Origin of the sequence: Lapidilactobacillus mulanensis, assembly GCF_003946215.1 — a bacterium.
GTDB lineage: Bacteria > Bacillota > Bacilli > Lactobacillales > Lactobacillaceae > Lapidilactobacillus > Lapidilactobacillus mulanensis.
In genome coordinates this window covers 1-22,597 of sequence record NZ_RHOW01000033.1, presented here as the reverse complement: position 1 = coordinate 22,597, position 22,597 = coordinate 1, and the positions used below count along the sequence as shown (strand labels likewise).

The 22,597-nt window shown below is 40.8% G+C and carries 19 protein-coding genes; 8 read left to right on the top strand and 11 right to left on the bottom strand.

Annotated elements, in window-relative coordinates:
* Positions 1–114: 114 nt before the first annotated feature.
* The 4 genes from apf to EKM67_RS08230 all read right to left on the bottom strand — a co-directional run bounded on the left by apf (position 115) and on the right by EKM67_RS08230 (position 4,765).
* Positions 115–894, bottom strand: coding sequence for an aggregation-promoting factor (apf, locus tag EKM67_RS08245; protein WP_125578543.1), 780 nt, complete (start codon positions 892–894; stop codon positions 115–117).
* Positions 895–2,015: 1,121 nt separating this feature from the next.
* Complete coding sequence (locus EKM67_RS08240) at positions 2,016–2,690, bottom strand: type 1 glutamine amidotransferase (protein ID WP_125578542.1); 675 nt, start codon at positions 2,688–2,690, stop codon at positions 2,016–2,018.
* Between the two features lie 21 nt (positions 2,691–2,711).
* Complete coding sequence (locus tag EKM67_RS08235) at positions 2,712–3,638, bottom strand: ATP-binding protein (protein ID WP_164506617.1); 927 nt, start codon at positions 3,636–3,638, stop codon at positions 2,712–2,714.
* 134 nt (positions 3,639–3,772) lie between these two features.
* On the bottom strand, positions 3,773–4,765 hold the full coding sequence (locus EKM67_RS08230) for a LacI family DNA-binding transcriptional regulator (RefSeq protein WP_125578540.1): 993 nt from the start codon (positions 4,763–4,765) through the stop codon (positions 3,773–3,775).
* A gap of 188 nt (positions 4,766–4,953) precedes the next feature.
* Here EKM67_RS08230 and EKM67_RS08225 point away from each other — a divergent pair, with 188 nt between their 5' ends.
* The 6 genes from EKM67_RS08225 to EKM67_RS08200 are packed head-to-tail and all read left to right on the top strand — an operon-like array spanning position 4,954 to position 11,718.
* Positions 4,954–6,282: a type 2 periplasmic-binding domain-containing protein gene (locus EKM67_RS08225; RefSeq protein WP_125578539.1), complete on the top strand. Its 1,329-nt coding sequence runs from the start codon at positions 4,954–4,956 to the stop codon at positions 6,280–6,282.
* A 2-nt stretch (positions 6,283–6,284) separates the two neighbouring features.
* Entirely contained in the window at positions 6,285–7,163 is an 879-nt protein-coding gene (locus EKM67_RS08220; protein ID WP_125578538.1) for a carbohydrate ABC transporter permease, read from the top strand.
* Complete coding sequence (locus EKM67_RS08215) at positions 7,150–7,986, top strand: carbohydrate ABC transporter permease (protein ID WP_125578537.1); 837 nt, start codon at positions 7,150–7,152, stop codon at positions 7,984–7,986. Before EKM67_RS08220 ends, EKM67_RS08215 begins: the two co-directional genes overlap by 14 nt.
* A 17-nt stretch (positions 7,987–8,003) precedes the next feature.
* Positions 8,004–8,903, top strand: a complete 900-nt coding sequence (locus EKM67_RS08210; protein ID WP_164506616.1) for a DUF1861 family protein — start codon at positions 8,004–8,006, stop codon at positions 8,901–8,903.
* Between the two features lie 12 nt (positions 8,904–8,915).
* Complete coding sequence (locus EKM67_RS08205) at positions 8,916–9,986, top strand: glycoside hydrolase family 130 protein (RefSeq protein ID WP_225417352.1); 1,071 nt, start codon at positions 8,916–8,918, stop codon at positions 9,984–9,986.
* Positions 9,987–9,999: 13 nt separating this feature from the next.
* Positions 10,000–11,718, top strand: coding sequence for a phospho-sugar mutase (locus EKM67_RS08200; RefSeq protein ID WP_125578535.1), 1,719 nt, complete (start codon positions 10,000–10,002; stop codon positions 11,716–11,718).
* Positions 11,719–11,838: 120 nt separating this feature from the next.
* Here EKM67_RS08200 and EKM67_RS08195 read toward each other — a convergent pair whose 3' ends face one another.
* Complete coding sequence (locus EKM67_RS08195; protein WP_125578534.1) at positions 11,839–12,555, bottom strand: GntR family transcriptional regulator; 717 nt, start codon at positions 12,553–12,555, stop codon at positions 11,839–11,841.
* Between the two features lie 182 nt (positions 12,556–12,737).
* Here EKM67_RS08195 and EKM67_RS08190 point away from each other — a divergent pair, with 182 nt between their 5' ends.
* Positions 12,738–14,111 carry a glycoside hydrolase family 1 protein gene (locus tag EKM67_RS08190; RefSeq protein WP_125578533.1) on the top strand — a complete coding sequence of 458 codons (1,374 nt, stop codon included), beginning with the start codon at positions 12,738–12,740 and terminating at the stop codon, positions 14,109–14,111.
* Between the two features lie 82 nt (positions 14,112–14,193).
* On the top strand, positions 14,194–15,162 hold the full coding sequence (gene manA, locus EKM67_RS08185) for a mannose-6-phosphate isomerase, class I (protein WP_125578532.1): 969 nt from the start codon (positions 14,194–14,196) through the stop codon (positions 15,160–15,162).
* Positions 15,163–15,314: 152 nt separating this feature from the next.
* On the opposite strand, the gene pgmB is transcribed toward manA, so the two are convergent.
* From pgmB to EKM67_RS08155, 6 genes are all read right to left on the bottom strand, one after another.
* A complete protein-coding gene (gene pgmB / locus EKM67_RS08180; protein WP_125578531.1) occupies positions 15,315–15,989 on the bottom strand; it encodes a beta-phosphoglucomutase in 675 nt (224 codons plus the stop codon).
* Between the two features lie 270 nt (positions 15,990–16,259).
* Positions 16,260–18,590: a glycoside hydrolase family 65 protein gene (locus tag EKM67_RS08175; protein ID WP_125578530.1), complete on the bottom strand. Its 2,331-nt coding sequence runs from the start codon at positions 18,588–18,590 to the stop codon at positions 16,260–16,262.
* Positions 18,591–18,766: 176 nt separating this feature from the next.
* Positions 18,767–20,284, bottom strand: coding sequence for a PTS transporter subunit EIIC (locus EKM67_RS08170; protein WP_125578529.1), 1,518 nt, complete (start codon positions 20,282–20,284; stop codon positions 18,767–18,769).
* A 23-nt stretch (positions 20,285–20,307) separates the two neighbouring features.
* Positions 20,308–20,793, bottom strand: a complete 486-nt coding sequence (locus tag EKM67_RS08165; RefSeq protein ID WP_125578528.1) for a PTS sugar transporter subunit IIA — start codon at positions 20,791–20,793, stop codon at positions 20,308–20,310.
* A 17-nt stretch (positions 20,794–20,810) separates the two neighbouring features.
* Positions 20,811–21,515 (bottom strand): trehalose operon repressor, encoded by a 705-nt coding sequence (treR, locus tag EKM67_RS08160; protein ID WP_125578527.1) that lies wholly within the window; start codon positions 21,513–21,515, stop codon positions 20,811–20,813.
* Positions 21,516–21,761: 246 nt separating this feature from the next.
* Entirely contained in the window at positions 21,762–22,409 is a 648-nt protein-coding gene (locus EKM67_RS08155) for a hypothetical protein (protein ID WP_125578526.1), read from the bottom strand.
* Positions 22,410–22,597: the final 188 nt, after the last annotated feature.

Sequence of the window (22,597 nt, the reverse complement as noted above, 5' to 3'; positions counted from 1 at the left end):
AATACCGAGAACATACCTTAGCTGCGTAAAACTATTTATTTTTGTCTAACTTTTATGTTGCACTTCAAATTCCTCAAGCGCTTTTTTAACTATTTAATTATTTAAAGTCGAATCTTAGTACCAGCCGTTAGCATTCCAGAATGCTAATGCTTTAGTCCATGAACCGTAACGAGAAGCAACATAGTTGTTAGCAACACGTTCTTGGTTAGCAGCTGAGTAGTCACCACCAAGGTAGCTTGATGTTAATTGATATTTACCAATATATTGACCGTTACGAGCTGTGTAGCTGCCGCCTGATTCGCGTTGAGCGATGGTAGCTTTGGCACTTGCTTCTGAACCACTAACTACTGTAGAAGTTGCCGTTGAAGTTGTTGATTTCGTTGCTGTTGCAGGTGCAGCTTTAGCAACTGATGCAGTACTTGATTGTGTTGAAGCTGTTGAAGTACTTGCTGATTGTGTTGTTGTAGCTGTTTGTGCTGGAGCAACAGTTGTGTTAGCTGTTGGAATTGTGATCACTTGGCCAACTAAGATCAAGTGGCCAACAATATTATTTGTTGTTTCAATAGCTGAAATACTTGAGCCGTATTCTGAAGCTAATCCACTGACCGTATCGCCAGCTTTAACAGTAACTTGTTTGCTAGTACCTGAAGTTGCGCCGATGTTTAATTGTTGGCCGACAAGGATCAAGTGATTTGCGCCGATACCATTTGCTTTTTCGATTGCAGCAATACTTGTTTTGTATGTTGATGCGAGTTCAGAGACGGTATCTCCTGCTTTAACGGTAACTGTCGCTGCGTGAATTTGACCCGGGTTTAAAATGGCCATGCTAGTTGCTAGAACTGTTGCGCCTAAACCTAATGCAAAGTTGCGCTTGAGTGTGTTAGTTAATTTCATAGAGAGAATAACCTACCTTTTCAGAATTGAATTGTTAGCAATGAATCATCTAACAATCTTAGGATTATAGAATTAAACTGTTAAGCAATCACTCGCTTATCAATTTATCAATGTTTATAGAATATCATATGAGTATGCGTGTGGAGTTTCAGTTAAGTTACAGTTTCAGCGGTCTTTGTAAGAAATGACTTTTTTTTGTAATGGAAAGTGGGCCTTTTTTGGTAAAAATGAATAAAAAACGTCATTTTTTTAAAATATGCATGATTTTTGGCCTCGAAAAAGATGAGTTGTGCTTTTTTCGTGTGATTCAAATTGGGAGAATTAGATTTTTTTGGTGGTTTTGTGGTTAAAAATAAAAAGAAACTAGTCGATTTGACTAGTTTCTCGGAGATATTAATAAATTTGACTACCTGCGGCAGAAGTTGCTCCAGAAAATAGTGGGAAATTGCTGTGGGGACGGCTGCAGGATTTCCAAAGTACGGAAATTCTTCCGCCTAAAATGTAAGATCTTCCAAAACCGGGAAGATCTCACATTTTCCCTTTCTGTAAATTCGCAAAGTACGCTCATTAACAGAAATACCACTGCAATCCCACTATTTTCTTCCGCAACTTCTGCCTAAACTTATTTCGTTTAGGCTGGGATCTGAATAACAAGGTTCCTTGAATTTGATTGACATTGTCGCCATTACTCAGAATAGTTCAGCTTAAGAGTTTGTGTGATGATCAAGTCCGCATTTCGTCCTCTACAAATTAAAGTTGCGGCACAAGTCAGTCGCACAGGACTAGACGTTAATCAGAATTCACCACTATAAAGTCGCCGAGATGAGTCAGAACGCGGAAGAAAAAGTTGCGCCTCGCAGTGAAATTGTTCTTGCGGGACCAAATAATTTCCTAAATAGTCTCGGATAAGTTGAGCAAGAATTCAGTTACCAGCTAAACCCAAGTCCCGCTAGAACAAGGGTGATCTTCAAGACTTTTGTGGGCTTCAAAAGGCTTGAAGTCATCCCCACAGCGAGGTGCAACATTTTTCTGCAGCGTTCTGACGGAACCAAACTAAATCCTACCTCACGTAAATAAAGCGTTCAAAACTTACATGCTTTACCATCATCGTGCAACCCAGTTTATTTCTCCAAAGCCTGCACGCGTGCTTGGTGATTCTCAATGATCATCTTGGCAATTGCTTCGGCAATATTATCGTTACGCAGAATCGGGCCGTGCGAATAACTGCCGATCGTATTTTTGTAATGAAGTCCTTCTTGCTTATCCTCGGGATTATTGCCGTAACCTTCGATCACTTCACCGAGTGGCTTCAGATCAGAACCTTCATCGAAATACGTTCGTCCACTATGGTTCTCAAAGGCTCTAATATCGCCCCAGGGCGTTTTAACGTGCGTGTTACCGATCATGCGACTATCCGCTTTAAAGATGGTGTGCAGGGGAAGAATGCCCAATCCGTCGATGGTTGTGCCATCACTCATGCGATAATAATCGCCTAATAATTGGTAGCCGCCACAGATCGCTAGCATCGGTTTGCCAGCTTCAATATAATCTTGTAAGGTTTCGCGATGTCGTTGTAAATCTTTAGCAACGATCGATTGTTCGAAATCCTGACCGCCACCGAAGAAAACAAAGTCGTATTCATTTGTATCGAATTCATCATTTAAGCTAATATTATCGACTTGAACTTGGTAACCCTGGTTATTAAGTAGGTAGCGGAGTATTTTGACATCGCCACTATCACCATATGTGTTCATCAAGTCTTCATATAAGTAAGCCATTTTTATAGGTTGAGACATTATTAACTCCCCTTCTAATTGTTACGCTAATCTATTAATACTACTTTGGTTGAAACTATTCAACGATATTTGCTTGATGTGACTTTTGTCGAGCGGAAATTCCTGCATGAAGTCTTGCAAGTTATATAAACCAAAGTTGTAGTAATGGCGGCCGTTGATGTTTTTAACTTCACCAATGAAGTCGCTACGCAGAGTGCGACTCGTTGCCAGATAATGCTGCCCTTTGAAACTAAACGGAAAAACGGTATAGGCATTTTGATCCTTAATGGTAGATAAATTACGGTTGATAAAAATAACATCCTTCGAATGGCGATGTTTCTGAGCGAATGTGTGATTGAAACTAATATAAAATTCGTGGGGTTTTAATGTGCCACGGAAATTGGCATCTTCACCAATAATTGCGATACTGCGATAAGTTGAGAGGTCAACTTCGCCTTGAAAAAGAGAATTGGGAAATTGGCTAGGGGTGATTTGATGAACCCAGCGCGGCAGGCGGGGATGACTTTTGGCAAACTTATAAATACGGGTGACGATTTCTGGATCGATCCAACGATAATCGATGCGCGCAACGTTCCGCTTCAATAACTCGTTGAGATTACCTTCTTGCGTAAAGTCAATGCAAATCACCTCATAATGATAGGTCTGCGCGTATTCTTGATAAGGATCGAAAGCGTTGGGATAAAGATGGGTGCCATCCACGACGACAGTTTCGCCGCGCGCCATTTTATTGCGGATCAGATTATCGAGTAGTGAAAAAGTTTGTTCATTATAATCCTGTGGGATCACTTGGCGAATGCGACCCTGTTTCTCGTCGTAAATCGTCTTGAGATTGCTATAAAGCAAACGCAGATTGTCGGTAGAAACGGTGTAGGGTTCCAGATGAAAGTGGCGAATAAAGGTAGACTTGCCACAACCGGGAACGCCACGTAAGACGTAGATTTTTTTCAAAGTATAAACTCCTAATGTGTGTGTGCGGGAAATGGCAACGACTTCACCGCAAATAAGTGTCAAATATGCTTATTTATATTTTACACAAGTTAGGCGTGAGAATACAGAGGCAATAACGATTGAATGAAATTAAGTTAGACAGTACCGCCAATGATTAGATTTGGCTTGAGACAAACTTGTCGCAACACCGAATCCGGATGGGTCATCCTATACTGTAGTAAGTCATAAGAAGATTTGCCCATTTCGTTTAAATCTGTTGCCATTACTGTCATTCTTGGCTGAGTCATGCGGGAAAGATCGGTATCATCAAATGCAAGAACTTTGATATCTTGTGGAACATTCATTTGGTGACTCTGAAAATAATTCATTAGCGAGAATGCATACCCATTGTTCACGCAGAACCAGGCATCGGGCTGTTTTTTTACGGCTGCTATTGTTTCAAATAATGAATTTTGATTTTCAGGCAAGTGGTTAATAGTCCACTGATCAGTAGTTTCTAGATGCAATGAACTCAATGCATTTTCGAAGCCGATCATTCGTTCAGCATAACTTGGTGAACGATCGATTTCGCCGATAAAACCTACTGTTTTCACACCTTTGGTTGCTAAGTAAGACATTGCTTCGTATGCGCCGTCGATGTTGGCGCTCAGAACACTATCGATCTCTAAACCGGGACGATGATGATCAATTAATATTTTTGGTAAATCTGTCACACTGTTCAATAAATCTAAATATTGATCAGAAAAAAAAGAAAGTATGAATAATCCATCATAATTATCTGCATTTAACTTTTCAGGGAGTTTGCCTTGGGTTTCGTCTTCTTTTGAAATCATAAAAACATCGATGGTTTGTTTTTGATCAACGATTAATTCTTTAATTTTATTGAGAATTATTCCAAAGAAACTATTGAAGGATAAAGTATATTCACTGGCAATAATTGCGAACCGGTTGCCAGTGGTTGCTTCACTTTTGGTTTCTTTTTGATATTGATAACCTAATTTATCTGCCATTTGAAAAACAGCGTCTTTAGTTTGAGAGCTGACTGTGTTTTTGTTTCTCAAAGCCTGTGATACGGTATTTTTTGAAACACCTAATCGATCAGCGACCGTTTGCATTGTAATTTTCATATTTGCGCCCCAACTTAATTATTAACATTACTGTAATTATAGAATAATGTTTGTGTGTTTTCAAGTTATCGTTTAAATTAAAGGCTGTATATAAATATTTATAAACAATTACTTGACACAATTACTATAACGAAACTATAATGTATTTTGTAATTAAGAACGCTTTCAGGGCGGAAGGGGATTTAATAATGAAGTTTACAAAAGTATTATCTACAGTTGCTATTCTAGCAACGTCAGTAATAGCATTATCGGCGTGTGGCAATAGTAATAACAGTTCATCTTCAGATAGCAAGAAAACAACAATTACATTTTGGGCAGCACCAAATCCACCACAAGTTAAATATTGGGAACAAATGGCAAAGGATTTCCATGAGAAGAATCCCGATATTACCGTTAAGGTTACTCAAATGAAGGAAAGCCCAACATCTGAGGCGACAATTCAATCAGCAATTGCTTCAGGTACCGCACCAACGATGTCTGAGAATATTACGAGAAGCTTTGCTGCACAATTATCTAAAAGTAAAGCTATTGTGCCATTGAACAGCGACGTTTCCACCAAATCAACGATGAGTTCTTTGGTTAAAAATCGGAATATGACCAAAACTATTAAAAGCTGGAAGTTCTCTGACGGTAATCAATATGTAATTCCGCTGTATTCCAACCCGATGTTAGTCGGTTGGCGTTTAGATTCACTGAAAGAATTAGGGATCAATACAGTTCCAAAAACTTATAGCGATGTTGAGGCTGTTGCTAAAGCATTAAAGGCTAAGAATTCAAAAGAAGTTGTTTATGCAAATCCAGTTGCTACGGATCCAACTGCATATCAACGCTGGTTTGATTTCTTCCCATTCTATGATGCAGCAAGTGACGGTGCTGGCTTTGTCAACGGGAGCAAGTTTGTTGGCGATAAAAAGTCCGGTGAGGAAGTATTTGAATTTGTTCAAAATCTATACAAGGATAACCAATTCATTACTAAGAAAACAACGGATCCATTTGAAACTAAGCTTTCATTAATGAATATTATCGGGCCATGGACATTCCCTAACTGGGCAGAAAAATATCCTGACTTAGAATTCGATAAGAATTATACGATTACTAGCGTTCCAGTTCCTGATAGCATGAAGAATGCTAAAAATATCAAGACTTATGCAGATGCTAAGGGTGTAGTTCTGTATGCTAAAGCAACAACGGCACAGAAAAAAGCAGCATTGAAATTCATGAACTTTACAATGGGCAACGTCAAGAATGATGTGAAATTATTGAATACGACTTCTCTCTTGCCAGCCCGTGATGATGCTTCGACTAACGCAGCGTTTAAGACTTATTTCGATAAGAATCCAGAAATGAAAGTTTATGCTGAGAATGTACCGAACGCAATTCCAGCAATGGACAATGCTTCATATAACGATTTACAAGAGAAGTTAGGTAATGAAGGTTGGATTCCTGCATTAACAGGTAAAAAGACACCTACGAAAGCATGGAATGACATGGAGAAGGCTATTAAAGGAGCATTATAATCATGAAACGAACCAATAATAAATTGGGCTGGCTGTTTAGCAGTCCTTATATTATTTTCACCTGTATTTTCTTCCTTTTGCCATTGCTCTGGTCGTTTTGGCTAGCATTGACCAACTGGAATCTAATTTCTCCGGACATCAAATTTGTTGGATTGCAAAACTTCACCAAAGCAATCATGGATCCAAAAATTCACCAAGCGTTTTTTGTCACTTATAAGTTTCTAATTGTTTTCGTTCCATTGGCGTTGATAATGTCAATGTTGGTAGCGGTCTTGGTCAATCGCTTGCCGAAATTCAAGGGCCTTTTCATGGTGGCGTTTTTCTTACCATATCTTTCTAGCGGAGTTGTTACTTCACTGATTGTTAAAGGTATCTTGTCATATAACGGACCAATCAGTACTTGGATGCGGGAAACACTTGGTCTAGATGTTGACTGGCTAGGTTCACCAACTTCTGCCTTGGTTGTTGTTTCAGTCATGATTGCCTGGAAGATGTCCGGTTATTATGGATTGATCCTGGTTTCTGGATTGAATAGCATCAATGATGAGATTTACGAAGCAGCCGCATTAGATGGCGTTACACCTTGGCAACGTTTCTGGAAAATTACGATTCCAATGTTGTATCCGTCTTTGTACACTGTTTTAATTCTGGCAATTGGTGTTAGCTTTGGTATTTTTACCGAAGTTTATCAGTTGACAGGTGGTGGACCAAACGGCGCAACAAATACATGGCAAATGGAGATCTACAATCAGGCATTCGTTAACTTGAATTCTGGATATGCATCTGCAATTGCTTTAATTGCAGCAGTTGTTACATTCCTATCGATTGGTATATTGAGGAATTTAATTGAGAAGTGGGGGCATCATTATGGTTGGAACTAAACATAAATCATTAAAAACAACTTTGAATTATACCTTCACGATTGCTTTTCTTTTAATCATGATTTTTCCATTCATTTATTTAGTACTAAATTCGTTTGCATCTTGGAACCAAGTTGATAAGAAATTGATTCCTACAAGTTATTCCTTACGTTCATGGCAGTGGCTTTTTAGCAATAATGTGACGGTTGCACCAGCACCATGGATTGCAGCTTTCCTTCATACTTTTATTGTCAGTACGATCAGTGTGGCTTTAATGATGGTCTTTGCTGTGACGGTTGCATATGCACTAGCAAAAGTCGAATTTCGTGGCAAGAAGTTTGTTGATAACTTTCTGTTATTCCAAATGTTCTTCCCAGCAATTATTTTGCTGATCCCTCAATTTTTGCTTGTTACAAAAATTGGCTGGATTGATTCCTATCAAGGGATGATTTTACCAACCGCGGTGAGTTTGTGGGCGATCTTCATGTACACAAACTTCTTTAAGGCAATCCCAGATACGTTGATCGAATCTGCTAAGCTTGATGGCGCCACGGATCTACAAGTTCTATTCAAGATTGTCGTGCCAATGTCTAAGTCGATCACAACAGTTATTTTCTTGTTCCTTTACACGGAACGTTGGACGACTTTGTTATGGGATATGATCGTTTCGAAGAGTGATAGCACGGTAACATTGAACGTCTTAATCTCACAAATGTTTGGTCCTTATGGGACTTATCCAGGTCCAATGTATGCCGCATCTGTCTTGTTAACATTACCTTTGATCATCTTGTTCTTACTGTTCTCTCGTAATTTCCAAGATGGTATGCAATATACATTGAAGTAAGCGTCATGGAGGAAATGATGAAATCTACTGAAATATTAGTCAAAGAACATCGTCGGTTCAATCAGTCTGCTGATCGTGCGGCTAAGTTAACGTTTATTGGTGTTGATGGTGACGACGTTTATAATACGTCAGTTGTTTTCGAACTGAACCAAAAAACTTATCTTGCTGGACGTACTGAAAAAAGGGATAGTGAACTATCTGAGACCAAACTATTCGAACAAATCGGTTCTTCACAGTTCAGGTTAGTTCCTGACTTTGGACTACCACTGCAAGATCCGTTCATCACGTTAATTAATGGTCAAGTTATTTTAGGCGGTGTCAAAGTAGATTGGACAGATCCACAGTCCCCGATTTGGCGAACTGAATTCTATCTGCTTAAAGCTGATTTAACGACTGAATTAATTTTGACTGGTCCTAAAAAGATGAAAGATATTCGCCTTTGCCAACTAAATAATGGACGAATCTTGATTTTGACGCGCCCACAAGGTGATACTGCTGGATTAGGAAAAATCGGCATGTTGATTGTTGATGACTTGCAGAAGGTCACTCCGTCTGAACTTGTGGCAGCACCATTATTGAAAAATAATTTTGCGGATGAAAATTGGGGCGGTGCTAATCAGATTTTCCAAGTTTCTGATCAAGTTGTCTTTGTTGCTGGTCATATTGCTTCAATGGTCAATGATGAACGTCATTATTATGCGTTGGCATTCTATGTCGATTTAGCCAGCCAACAAATATTGGGTGAACATTTATTAGCAGAACGTCAGGATTTTCTTGCCGGTCCTAGCAAGCGCGATGATTTAGCAGATGTTGTGTTTACATCCGGAATTGTAAAAAATGAAGAAAAATTGTTACTATTTTGTGGAACGAGTGATTGCGAGGAGCAATGCTTAGAGATTTCACAGGATACACTATAGGGGTTTTATAAAATGATTCATGTTGAAAGATTTAAAGATAATCCATTAATTACGCCTGCCGATGTTAAACCACTTAACGAAGGTTTTGAAGTGATCGGTACCTTTAATGCAGCGGTCGCGCAATTACCAAATGAAACAATTATGGTCTTGCGTGTTGCTGAACGACCACTAAACTCGGATCCAAGCAAATTATTGATTCCGATTTATGATGTTGAATCGCAAACGACCAAGGTCATCACCAAGGATAATGATGCAACTCGATTTAATACCAGTGATAGTCGTACGATTGGGCCACAACAAGGTGGCTATGATTTCGATTATTTAACATCGATTTCGTATTTACGAATTGCTCGGAGTCAAGATGGTGTTCATTTTACCGTTGACGATCAAGCATTTGTTTATCCACATAATGATTATGAAACATACGGAATAGAAGATGCTCGTTGTACAAAAATCGATGGTAAGTACTATTTGAATTTCAGTGCTGTATCTTCTCGAGGGATTTGCGTTGAGTTGATTTCAACAACAGATTTCACGAGCTATCATGAAGAAGCGATTATTTTCAATCCTGATAATAAAGATGTGGTGTTGTTCCCAGAAAAGATTCATGGTCGTTACTATGCACTGAATCGGCCGACGGTTAAATCAACCGGTCATAATGATGTTTGGATCAGTTCTTCACCAGATCTACATTCGTTTGGCGACCATCATTGGTTGTTTAGTGGTTCTAAAGATGGCTGGGATAATGGCCGGGTTGGTGCGGGTTTGCCACCCATTAAAACCGACGCAGGTTGGCTAGAGATTTATCATGCCGCTGACAAGTCATCTAAATATTGTATGGGTGCAATGTTGCTCGATTTAGATGATCCGACCAAAATTATTTATCGTTCTAAAAATCCGATTTTGAGTCCAGATGCGGATTATGAACAAAAAGGATTTTTCGGTGAAGTTGTCTTTGGTTGTGGATATACACTAAAAGATGATCAGCTGACGATGTATTATGGTGTTTCTGATACCTCGATGGCGGCTTGTCGTTTTTCGATTTCTGAACTGACAGATAAATTAGCAAAACACGAATTGTAAATAGGAGTAAATAATGATGTGGCAAGATAATTTTAGAGAATGGCAAAATGATGCAGAACTTGACGAAACGTTGAAGCGTGAACTGGTTTCTATTAAAGAACCGTCCGAACTTGCAGAACGTTTTGGTGGCTATGCGAGTTTTGGTACAGGTGGGATTCGCGCGAAACTTGGCGTCGGCACGTCACGGTTAAACTTCTATACGATCGCGCGCGCAACAAGTGGCCTGGCGGATTATATCCAAAAGAACAATGAAGGTGAGCTAAGTATTGTTATTGGTTATGATACCCGCCATTTCTCTCGCGATTTTGCGGTATTATCTGCCAATATCTTAGCTGCACATCACATCAAGGTTTATTTAGCTGACCATGTGATCCCAACGCCGGAATTATCTTTCTTGGTTCGTCATTTCCAAGCTAATAATGGCATCATGATCACGGCCAGTCATAATCCAGCTATCTATAACGGTTACAAGGTTTATGATGCAGATGGCGGTCAGATCACTTTGGATATGGCTAATGCGATCACGGCTGAAATCAAGCAATATGATGCAAGTTTATTGTCATTACCAATCAATTATCAGCAAATTTCTGATAACTCGATCATCAGCCTGAATGAAGATATTGAACAACTTTATCTCGAACAATTGCAGAAGGTTTCTCGTAATAAGCAAATGATCACGCAATCAGGTGCCGAATTAAACATTGTTTACACGCCTTTGCATGGTACTGGTGAACGTTTAGTGACGTTAGGATTAGCTTCGCTTGGATTTAAAAATGTGCATGTTGTCCCTGAACAAGCGGTTAAAGATCCCGACTTTTCAACAGTGCATTTTCCTAATCCGGAATTTCCTGAGGCATTTGATCTGGCCAGAAAACTTGGTCAAGAACAAAACGCAGATATCTTAATTGCTACTGATCCAGATGCGGACCGTTTGGGAGTTGCCATCAAGAATTCTGAAGGACACTATGATTTATTGACCGGTAACCAAATGGGCGCGTTGATGATAGATTACTTGTTACGGAGTTTGAGCCCGACTGAGCGGAATCAATATGACTATCAAGTGGTTAAAACAATCGTTACTTCTGATTTGGGCGCTAATATTGCCCGTAAAAATTATTGCCAGATCCGCGAAACGTTGACTGGATTCAAATTTATCGGTGAACAGATCGAGCAAATCGAAGAAGCACACGACCAAACGCGTTATCTTTTTGGATATGAAGAAAGCTATGGTTATTTGATCGAGCCGTATGTGCGCGACAAAGATGCGATTCAAGCGGCAATTTTAACCGCCGAGATGGCATTAGATGCGAAGTTAAACCACAAATCATTGTTACAGCGCCTTCATGAATTGTATGAGGAATATGGTTATTATAGTGAAAAGCTGTTGACGAAGACATTTGAAAACAGTTCAGAAGCTGATCAACTTGAATTAAAAATTGCAGCTTTGAGACAGGAACCACCTAAGCAAATCGGCAACTTGAAAGTTAAACGAATGGAAGATTTTGAGAATTCGCAGTCTACAGATGCTGAGGGTCATGTAGAAACAATCAAGTTACCAAAATCAAACGTCATTAAAATGATTCTAGATGATGATTCTTGGTTGGCAGTTAGACCGTCTGGAACTGAGCCTAAAATCAAAGTATACTTGTCAGCAATCGGCGTGAATGAACTTTCGGCTGAGCAGACCTTGAAACAACTGGAAGATTTTGCGACACAACAACTATTGTCATAAGTTCTACTTGAGATAGGGAACAATCAGTTAGATCAAAATAAAATGGTTGGATTCTGAGCTCTAATCAGAATTCAACCATTTTATTTTGAAGGAAAGTATGATACTCGATTAAAAAATTGACTACTTCCGCAAATTCAATTCCGTAAAGCTGCGTTTATCATATCGATTGCGACTGTGGGAGTATTCGAAGGGCTGACCATTCTTGAGATAGACCATCTGTGCCACTTCAAGTACGGGATCATCTGGTTGGCACTTCAAATACTTCATATCCAATTCATCGGGTTTAGCGGCTTGGATATTGCGATAAGCACCAGCAATTTGCAGGCCTAGCTTATTTTGCAAATAATCATAAATTGAATGGTGGAGAATTTCGTCGGTCAGATTGGGCACGAGTTCCACTGGCATAATCGTGTGCTCCAATAAGTAAGGCTCGTGATCGACAAGCCGCAGGCGAATGATTCGATAAATTGGCTGTTGCGCGGTCAATGTCAGATGTTCTTGCTCATCGGCGTCGGGAAAATCAACGTTGAAATCGATGATCTGGCTTTCAATTGGTCGATTTAACTGTCGCATTTCTGCGGACAGACCGTTATATTGATCGACTGGCGAAACATTCTTATTCCAAAACGGCCGGTTCATAATTTTCGTCCCAAAACCACGCTGTGCGGAAACGAAACCTTCCATGGTCAAGATGTTGATTGCTTTATTGATCGTCATTCGACTGACTTGAAATTGGTCGGCTAAGTCAGTTTGACTCGGCAATAACGAACCGATGGGATAAGTATTGTCACGGATATGCTGCTTAAGTAAATTGGCGATGCTTTCATATTTGTTCATGATTTATTTTCCTAGTTCATAGATTTCGTGATGAAAAAAATGCGACAGAGCTTGCCTTTGATTTTATGCTAATAGTTCTGCAAATAAAAGTCTAGTCTTTTCGATAAAAAACATTGATTTTATTTTTAAAGGCTGATAGGCTATTAAATGTAAGCGTGAATTTAAATTTGCTGGAGGTTAATATGACAAATACAGCTTTGAAAAAAGGTTTTTTATGGGGCAATTCTGTTTCAAGTATGCAAACAGAAGGTGCCTTTGATGAAGGTGGCAAGGGGCCATCTGTTTATGATATTCGGACGGCAGGCAAGAATCGGTCTGATTGGAAAGTTGCCACGGATGATTACCATCGCTATCCCGAAAGTTTCGACTTAATGCAAGACTTAGGCATGAATTGCTATCGTTTCCAGATTTCTTGGAGCCGCGTGCAACCTGACGGCGAGGGTGCTTTCAATGAAGAAGGAATCCAGTTTTACAATGATTTCATCGATGCCTTAATTGCACGTGGTATCGAACCGATGATCTGCTTGTATCATTTCGATATGCCACTGAACTTGGCGAAGAAATATCAAGGTTTCATGAGCCGTGAAGTGGTAGACGATTTTGTACGTTACGGTGAAAAAATGGTCGATCTTTTCGGCAATCGCGTTAAATATTGGCTGACGTTCAACGAACAGAATCTTTATTCGATGCCTGGTAGCACAACCTATGCCGGCGCATTGGACACCGAAGAAACGTTAGAAAATATTTTGACGATCACGCATCACGTCATGCTTGCTCATGCGCGCGTTGCGAAGTATCTCCATGAAAAAACGGACGATCAAATCGGCGGGATGTTAGCTTACACTGAATTATATCCGGCCACTTCGAAGCCTAAGGATAATTTTTATACGGAGCAAATCAATCAATTCTATAATTATAATTTGTTGGATGCGTTCAATGGTAAAGGTTATGTGCCAGCATTCTTAAATGTAGTCGCACAAAATCACTTTGATTTTATTCAACCCGGCGATTTGACGATCGTTCAAGATCAGCACAGCGATTTTCTACCCTTTAGTTATTATCGTTCGACAACTTTAAGCGCGGATAAAATTAAAGACTTGTCTGATCTGCTGTTACATTCTGGTGAGTTTTATCAAGATAATCCGAATCTGAAGACGACCGAATGGAATTGGCAGATCGATCCACTTGGATTCCGCAATATTATTGGCAAAATGTGGAATCGTTATCGCAAACCAATTTTCCCAATTGAAAACGGCATTGGCGTTATCGAAGAATGGGACGGCAAAAATGAGATCCAAGATGATTATCGAATCGCTTATCACCGCGACCATCTCCAAGCTATGAAGGATGCCATCGAGATCGACGGCGTGGATGTTGTCGGCTATCTCGGCTGGGGATTGATTGATATTCTCAGTTCGCAGGGCGATATGCGCAAGCGTTATGGCGTTGTGTACGTTAACCGCACGAATGAAGATCTGCGCGATCTCAAACGGACGCCTAAGAAGAGCTATCACTGGTTGAAAAACGTGATCAAGACTAACGGTGCGGAATTATAGCCTAGTTTCCGTGGGGTATTATTTTCACCACAAACTCGCCGGAACCGCATAAAATTAAGCGCAAAGAAAGGAAACTAAAAATATGGAACCATTATTTCTCGAACCCTATTTTCAAGAAAAAATCTGGGGCGGTCGTAAGTTAGCAACCGACTGGGGTTACAAATTACCAGATGGTAAGATCGGTGAATGCTGGGCAATTTCTGCGCATCCACATGGTCCTAGCACGGTCAAAAACGGTCCTTATAAAGGATTGAACGTTGCCGAGCTCTGGAATCAACACCGCGAATTGTTCGGTAATGCTAAGGGCGAAGTTTTCCCACTGTTGACGAAAATTCTCGATGCTGAAGACAGCCTATCTGTTCAAGTCCATCCCGATGATGCTTATGCTGAAGAGCACGAGCATGAATTGGGAAAGACGGAATGCTGGTACGTCTTGAGCGCGGAGCCAGATTCTTATTTGATCTATGGCCACCACGCGCAAACTCGCGAGCAGTTGAAGGAAATGATCGACAACGGCGATTGGGAGCATCTCTTGCGACACTACCCAGTTAAGAAGGGTGACTTTGTTTACGTTCCCAGTGGCACCATTCACGCGTTAAATAAAGGTATTGTCGTTTTGGAGACGCAACAAAGTAGTGACACGACTTATCGCTTGTACGATTATGATCGGGTCGATGAAAAAAGTGGTCAAAAACGCGATTTGCATTTGAAACAGTCGATCGATGTCACGACGGTTCCACATGTGGATCCTAAATTAAACATTACCGAAAAAGACTATGGCGATTCTTATGTTAAGACATTCGTTACAGCACCACTATCACCATTCTTCAGCGTTTATGAATGGCGTGTTAATGGCGAATTATCACTTCACCGCGAAGCAGCACCGTATACATTGGTTTCTGTGGTTGATGGCAAGGGGGAAATCACCTGCGACGATCACACATACGAAATTAATAAAGGTGACCATTTCATTTTGCCAAACGAAATTAAATCTTGGCAATTGAAGGGTGATATGCAGATCATTGCTTCAGAAGCGGGATTGACGGAATAATTAAACACATTACAAGAGTTAACTATATCGAAATGATTAGCAACTAAATATGTGGTCTTTAGGATTATTAATCATTAAGCAAAAAAATAAAAAGGTCCAAAATCGGTCAGATCTGACCGATTTTGGACCTTTTGTTTGGCTCATTTGCAATATTACCAGTTTAAATGTGCTTTGATTTGTGCCAAGTTGACATCATTGGTGCTTGCGAAATTAATTTTTGCAGCGTGTAACTGCATTGCGTCGCCAATCCCAACGGAAATTTCGCCAGCTTCATTAATACTTGTGATGCCTGCTTCTGAGTCTTCCAAACCAACAACTTCTTCTGGCTGTAAGTCTAGAATCTTGGCAGCTTCAGCGAAGATATCTGGGGCTGGTTTGCCTGCTTTGACTTTGCTTGGATCCACAACGCCAACGAAATAATCGGAAATTTGTAGTTTATCTAAAATAAACGGTGCGTTTTTTGAGGCTGATGCAATACTCATCGTGAGATTGTTGGCCTTTAAATCAGCTAAGAATTCATGCATACCAGGCAAAACATCGTCAGGAGTTAGGGTGCTGATCAATTCTTTATAGTGATCATTTTTGCGCGTCGCCAACGTTTCCTTTTCTGCCTCAGTGTACTTGTCAGCAACGCCAGCAGAATTCAGAATCAACATGAGGCTACTCATGCGATCGATCCCCTTGATGCCAGATTCAAGCTCTTCAGACCAAGGAATGTGCAATTCCTCGGCGATTTGCCGCCAAGCCTGAGAATGAAATCTAGCAGTGTCCGCTAAAACACCGTCCAAATCGAATGCAAAACCCTTAATTGTGTCAAAATTTGCCATAATAATTATTCCTCCTTATGATGTTTGCCTGTTACAAAGATGCTTGTCTTGTGCGATGCCTCTGTTAAAATTCAGCGGATGATGATTGCTCACCCAACATCAACACAATGTTTATGATCTAGCCGTTCTAAAGCCAGCCTTCAAGTTAACCGCTCGTCCCAGAACCAGATCGTCTTTAATCCAACAGGCCTAAATCGAAATCACCTGCGAGATGCCAGCCTTTAAGTTAACTTCACGTCCCAGGGCCAGATCGTTTTTAATCTAGCTGTTTTAAATCGAAATCACCTGCGAGACGCCAGCCTTTAAGTTAACCGCTCGTCCAAGGACGAGCACGCTGGAATCATGATCTGCTTTAATCATAACGTTTTTCTGAGTGAATTCAAAATTTAAAAGCACATTTTTGAAGCGTTGGCTAAATTTAAGACTTTCCCAGCCAGCGGGTAGTTGTGGATTGACAGTAACCTCGGTATCACGCAAGTTAACACCTGCAAAACCATTCTGAATGACAGCCAAAGTTTCACCCATAACGCCGATATGAATTCCTTCGGCAGTGGTGCCGCCTTGGATATCATCATAATCAGATTTGATCGACATCTCTAAGAATTCAGCGGCACGTTTTGTCTGACCAAGTGCAATATCGATGCCGGCAAAAACAGGACGTGAAGTCGTCGAGCCGTGAACAGTTCGGGCAAGATAATAATCCCGATTCAATGCCAGCCAGTTTTCTGGTAATTGATAGCCTAACTGGTTGGTGATCAAGTCATGCGTTACGTGATCGCCTAAGTTATACATGAGCATCAAGAAGTCGGCTTGCTTGTTGGCCTGATAATCATTAGAATCTTTACCTTCAGCCTTCAACAAACGATCGACACGATGAATGTCACCGTATTTTTCAGTGTAAGCCTTGAAGTCAAGCTCTTTCAATTGGAAGTAGCCATCATATTGTTCGACGACGCCCTGATTATTTAAATGAAGTGTCAAGTTTTTGGCAACATCTTTTGCCTTGGCAATCAAGTCAGCAGAGAAATCATTTTCACTAGCAACCTTTGCAAAATCAACTTCAGATTGATTTTGTAATTCTAGTAACCAGTTCAACGACCAAGCCAACATGATATTGGTGTAAGCATTGTCCTTAACGCCGGATTCGCTGGAGCCAGGATAAGCTTCATGGAATTCATCGGGTCCCATCACGCCGGCCAGATGATATTTACCGTTCTGTTCAGTGACCTTGTTTAGCCAAAACTTGCTGGTTTCTAAAAGTACAGCTAAGCCACCGTTATTGAGCAGACGATAATCATTTGTGAAGTGCGTATAGATCCACATGTCATAGGCAACTGCTAGAGAAACATGACGTTGTAGACGCGAATTGTCAGGGATCCAAGAATTATCGACTGGATTTAAGTGAATAATTTGTGCCTGTTCATCACCATACATTCCGGATTGCCAAGGATACATTGCGCCGGCTTCATTTTCAGAAGCGGCGTTTTTCTTGGCAGCTTCCAAACGTTTCAGCCGATATTGAAGGATGTCATAAGCAGTCGCTGGTTCGTTGGCCGCGTAATAAGGTACGACGAATAATTCGTCCCAGAAAATATGGCCACGATAACCTTCGCCAGTTAACGCACGCGAACCAACAGAAGCATCTAAGTCTCGGTTAGCGTTGTGTTGAGCAGCTTGGTGCAAGTGGAAAATATTCATGCGAACCAACATTTGTAGATCTTTAGTCGAGCTCTTGAGTTCAATGTCGTTAGTTGACCAGACTTCTTGCCAATAGTCTTGACTAGCTTTTAAAACTTCTGCAAAAGTCGTGTGTGCGAGGGCACTATTGACGATTTCAAAAGGCATCTCATTTTCATAACTGGTTGCCACAGCCATGACGCGATCAACGACGAGTGGTTGACCAGCTGTTAAATCGGCTTCGATTGTATCAACAACTTGTTGTTTTTGATAGTCAGTGTTTGTTTCAGCTGCGTCGCTTGTCAGCGTTGCACCGACAACGAGGTCGAGTTTAGATGCCAGTGTTTTAGCGTGCAGGTAATGATCGCGCGTGCTGACAACTTCGAATTCTTGTGAATTAAAGTCACGATAACGTTTCACATTTTGGTTAGTGACGGTACCATCGATCACGCCAGTAACCGTGATTTTTGCAGAGAAGTCTGCAGTAATCGTGAGTTGTTCAGCCAGTTGATGATAATGAACAGGATCTAGCGCCTTGACACTTGTTAGAGTTAATAGGCCTTGTGCTAATTTGAATTCATAGGTCTCAGTTAAGGTGCCGTCTTTCATATTCAACACTGCTCGACGCGTGCTTGGCTGAAAGTCGACAATTTTGCCATCGATGGCAATTTTGATCAGTTGAGGATTCGGCAGATTCACCATATCCTCGTTGATAACCGCCTTGCCAGCAACAGGTGTCGATGTTTGATTGAAGACACCAGCAACGTAAAGGCCAGGATAGTTGTCATCGGTAAAAGTAGACATCACTGGAGCACCACGCCAACCTAAGTAGCCGTTACTCAATGTTAGTAGTGATTCCTGGCCATAGGATTCAACACCCTTAGGCAGATTTGTATAAACGATTTGCCAGTCATTATTAGTCATGAAATTCCTCCTGATATGTTGTTTACGAAACTATTTTTGGAATTAAGTAAGAAAATCTGAATGACCCTAATTGCAATCATCCAGATTTTTGAGTTATTAGTGCAATTATTCAGTAAAAACTAAATCGTGTTTGCCATCAATTAGACAGTGATTTCAACCCGTGGTGGCTCACAACTTTAGTTATTAACTGCTTCTTTAAACACGTTCTTCTTTTGTGCATTCTTGGCGTCGTCGACATCGCTGTCTTTGAAGCCCCAGAAGTAAACACAGACGAAGGAAACGACTATGGTAATGACACTGGCAATGACGAATGCCCAGATGTTATTAGGATTGGTCTTGGAGAAGAATGATGGGAAACCGATCAATGAACCGGTGAACCCGAACATATCGATCTTCATTAAACCGGCGACGAAACCACCGATGGCACCACCAATATTAGCCATCCAGAAGACTTTACCGTATTTCAAGTTAATACCATACATAGCAGGTTCAGTGACACCAGCGAACCCTGAGAGGGCACCAGCCATGGCCAAACCTTTAATGTTAGCACGTTTTGATTTTGCCCAAACAGCCAAAGCACCGGCACCTTGCGCAATCATTGTAAAGTTAACTAAGGCGTTTAGTACAGAGTGACCAGTTGAAGCAATGTCGTTGGAAATCAGCGGCACAACCATCCAGTGCAACCCGAAGATGACTAAGCATTGATAGAAACCACCAATGACAAATCCGGCAACAGCCTCATTAGTTGTGACTAAGAGGTTGATGACTGCGGCTAATCCAGCAGAAATCAATGAAATCAATGGCCCGAAGAGAACTAAGACAACAGCCGCAACGATGAACATTGTAAATAAAGGCTGGAAAATCGACCGTAAACTGATCGGTAATACTTTTTTGAACCAATTACCAACCGGACGCGCTAACCAAGCCGCGAAGATAATTGGGAAAATTGAATAAGTGTACTGGGGGATGTGAATTGGTAGGCCAAAGAATGTTGCGTTCATTGGAATTCCCAATAAAGTCGACATACCCTTAGTTGGTGCTTCCCACAAAGCCACAATAGAAGGGTGAATCAAAACACCGGCAATTGCAGCAACGATGATTGGATCAGACTTCAATTGTTTAGCAGCGGTGTAACCGACTAAAATCGGCAAGAAGTAGAATGCCGAGTCACCCATCGCGTTAATAATAATATAAGTGGTCGATTTAGCATCGATCCAGTTTAAGTTAAATGTGAATAAGGTCAAGAAACCTTTTAAAATACCTGATGCAGCTAACAATCCGATGATCGGAATCATTGAACCTGTGATCGTTCCAATTAACAATTGGAAACCACGAGTGATCCATTCCCAAATATTCTTAGGTTTCTGTTGCTTCGCATTAGCGGCTTCAGTAGCAGCAATTGCTTCTGAAGTGGCCTTCTCGTCGACAACGCCATCGCCTAATTGTTCGACTACAGCATCATAAACGTCGGGAACAGCAGGCCCGATAACAACTTGGTATTGGCCTAAACCGGCGTTATATAACGCACCCGCAACACCATCAAGTTGTTGAATATTGTCTGTGTCCGCTTTTTTCTCATCTTTTAAATAGAACCGTAAACGTGAGATACAGTGAATAACTTTATCCACGTTCTCAGGGCCACCAACGTCTTTGATAATGTCGGCAGCGAGTTCTTTATAATCTTTATTCGCCATAAACTAATTCCTCCAAATTAACTCTATTTTGCGATTGCTTTACCCACAACCGCGCCACTTTGGTTGTCCCCATAATTAACATCCATATTTTCCAGGGCATCGTTTGTGTTCGTGATCAGAACTAAGACCACATTATCTAGCCCAGCAGTTTTAATTTGATCCCAATCAACGTCCACTAGTGGATCGCCGCCTTTAACAACTTTGCCGACTTTAGTCAACATTTCAAAAGGCGCGCCCTTCAGTGAAACGGTATCGATACCCAAGTGAATTAAAATCTCGAGGCCATCAGCACGTTTAATGCCAACTGCATGCCCTTGAACCAAAGTGACTTCGCCCGCAACAGGTGAAACAACTGTACTGACCGAAACGTCTGGCTTCACGCCGAAACCTTCACCCATCATTTTTTGTGCAAAAACAGGATCGGAAACAGTTTCTAACTTAACAACTTCACCAGTAACTGGTGCGTATAGCTGATCATCGTCAGCTGGCTTTTTACCAAAATGAAACATGTGTATGATCATTCCCTTCATTCGTGACGGCGGGCAAATTCGACGCTGCTGAATTTATCCGCGCGGTGCCGTGATTCCGTGTAAGATAAGATGCGATTATCTGAAAGGCGTGTTTCACTACGTACGACTAAAATTGGCACATGCTTGTCGATGTCCAAATATTTCAGGTCGTCGTAATCAGCCGACTCGACCGTAATATGCTTGATGGCATAATTGATCTTCAATCCCAAATCATGTTCGAAATAATAGAATAAAGAATTTAAGGCTGCTTGCTTGGGAATATTGGCTGCGACTTCTTCGTTAATATAATCGTAGTCAATAATAGTCGGGACTTGATTAACGACTCGTCTGCGTACGATCCGTTGTGCTTTCAACGCTGGTGCGCCGAACAATAAGTTGGCAGGTACATCCACATGATCCGTCATCTGCAGAATATCATTTTCTGAATACAGGTGGTTGTTGGCAACAAGTTCTTTGTAACTTTCGATTCTTGAAAAGGGGAACGTCACACGATCGGAATTAAGAACAATGCTGCCTTTACCACGGATCGTTTGAATATAGCCTTCGTCGAAAAGTAATTTAATGGCACGCCTAACAGTTTCGCGAGAAACCGTATATTGCATAACTAGTTTGGTATCGCTAGGTAATAAGTCCCCCTCTTGATATTTCTTCGATTGAATATCACTTAATAGATCACGATAGATTTGTAAATATTTTTTCATGTGCCTATTCCCCAAACTTTATACTAGCACAAGGTGCTAAGGCTTACATAACATAACACTCCAAATCCGCCGAAAAAAACTAGACAAGTTGGCATGCAGGACAATTATTTTGGGAAACTAAACTAGACAAGTTTTTTTAAAATATTTTCAGAAGCACAAAAAAAAATAATCACATCCTTGTGCTCACGGATGTGATTATCAGTGTGTTTGATTTTTTAAAAGAGAGGTGAAAACGGGTTGCTGCAATTAATAAAGAATATCAAATTTACCGTCTAAATGAACTTGATATTCGTGAATTGGGTCAGAAGTCGTTCCTGTGTCATTGAAGCCGCCGACTAAAAAGACCTGGCTGTCGAACTTGTCTGTCGTTTTTTTCAGAAAACGGTATTCTTTTGCGACAGCGGCTTGGTCGTCGGGATGAGATTCGTAATAGCCTTTAACGATTGCAACGGAACGTTCGGCAGTAACACCTTCAGCTTTACTGCTAGTGGATTTATTCGAAGCTTGTTTAGAAGAGGTCGACTTTTTGGTGGATTTACTTTTGGAACTGTTCTTAATTGATTTACTGGCTATTTTCGAAGTTGTTTTTTTCTTGACGGTTGCTACTTGAACCTGCGCACTGACATCTGTTTGCTTCACAGAGTGGCCGTAGGTGAGCGTGCCGACTAACAGCAAGATCATGAATAGGAGAACCCAGCGCGTGCTCACAATGAGATGACGCAAGCGATATTTGCGCCGACGCAGATTACGGATCTGGGCGTAACGGAGGTATTTGCGGTAAAAGACATACAAGATGAGGACAATAAAAAAAACGATCCATAAAGTGACCGGTAGCAACATATGGCGAAAAATAAATTGCCAAGCCTGTGAAACTACAGAATAGAACTGCCCCATCAATACTTCCTCCAACCCAAATAATCATGTGAATCTAATGTCAATGATACACATTCACAAGTGAAAAAACAAATTATATTTTAGGCGAGCGGCTTAAATTTATGAAATAAAAAAACCTAGTCGTGCACTAGGCCCTGTCAAGTTGACAAATGAAATAATATAAAGTTGAATCTGTTTCTAAGCGGCTT

Excerpts from the sequence above, each read along its gene's own strand:
- apf (WP_125578543.1), bottom strand. The coding sequence starts at position 894 with ATGAAATTAACTAACACACTCAAGCGCAACTTTGCATTAGGTTTAGGC.
- EKM67_RS08240 (WP_125578542.1), bottom strand. The coding sequence starts at position 2,690 with ATGTCTCAACCTATAAAAATGGCTTACTTATATGAAGACTTGATGAAC.
- EKM67_RS08230 (WP_125578540.1), bottom strand. The coding sequence starts at position 4,765 with ATGAAAATTACAATGCAAACGGTCGCTGATCGATTAGGTGTTTCAAAA.
- EKM67_RS08225 (WP_125578539.1), top strand. The coding sequence starts at position 4,954 with ATGAAGTTTACAAAAGTATTATCTACAGTTGCTATTCTAGCAACGTCA.
- EKM67_RS08220 (WP_125578538.1), top strand. The coding sequence starts at position 6,285 with ATGAAACGAACCAATAATAAATTGGGCTGGCTGTTTAGCAGTCCTTAT.
- EKM67_RS08215 (WP_125578537.1), top strand. The coding sequence starts at position 7,150 with ATGGTTGGAACTAAACATAAATCATTAAAAACAACTTTGAATTATACC.
- EKM67_RS08210 (WP_164506616.1), top strand. The coding sequence starts at position 8,004 with ATGAAATCTACTGAAATATTAGTCAAAGAACATCGTCGGTTCAATCAG.
- EKM67_RS08205 (WP_225417352.1), top strand. The coding sequence starts at position 8,916 with ATGATTCATGTTGAAAGATTTAAAGATAATCCATTAATTACGCCTGCC.
- EKM67_RS08200 (WP_125578535.1), top strand. The coding sequence starts at position 10,000 with ATGATGTGGCAAGATAATTTTAGAGAATGGCAAAATGATGCAGAACTT.
- EKM67_RS08195 (WP_125578534.1), bottom strand. The coding sequence starts at position 12,555 with ATGAACAAATATGAAAGCATCGCCAATTTACTTAAGCAGCATATCCGT.
- EKM67_RS08190 (WP_125578533.1), top strand. The coding sequence starts at position 12,738 with ATGACAAATACAGCTTTGAAAAAAGGTTTTTTATGGGGCAATTCTGTT.
- manA (WP_125578532.1), top strand. The coding sequence starts at position 14,194 with ATGGAACCATTATTTCTCGAACCCTATTTTCAAGAAAAAATCTGGGGC.
- pgmB (WP_125578531.1), bottom strand. The coding sequence starts at position 15,989 with ATGGCAAATTTTGACACAATTAAGGGTTTTGCATTCGATTTGGACGGT.
- EKM67_RS08175 (WP_125578530.1), bottom strand. The coding sequence starts at position 18,590 with ATGACTAATAATGACTGGCAAATCGTTTATACAAATCTGCCTAAGGGT.
- EKM67_RS08170 (WP_125578529.1), bottom strand. The coding sequence starts at position 20,284 with ATGGCGAATAAAGATTATAAAGAACTCGCTGCCGACATTATCAAAGAC.
- EKM67_RS08165 (WP_125578528.1), bottom strand. The coding sequence starts at position 20,793 with ATGTTTCATTTTGGTAAAAAGCCAGCTGACGATGATCAGCTATACGCA.
- treR (WP_125578527.1), bottom strand. The coding sequence starts at position 21,515 with ATGAAAAAATATTTACAAATCTATCGTGATCTATTAAGTGATATTCAA.
- EKM67_RS08155 (WP_125578526.1), bottom strand. The coding sequence starts at position 22,409 with ATGGGGCAGTTCTATTCTGTAGTTTCACAGGCTTGGCAATTTATTTTT.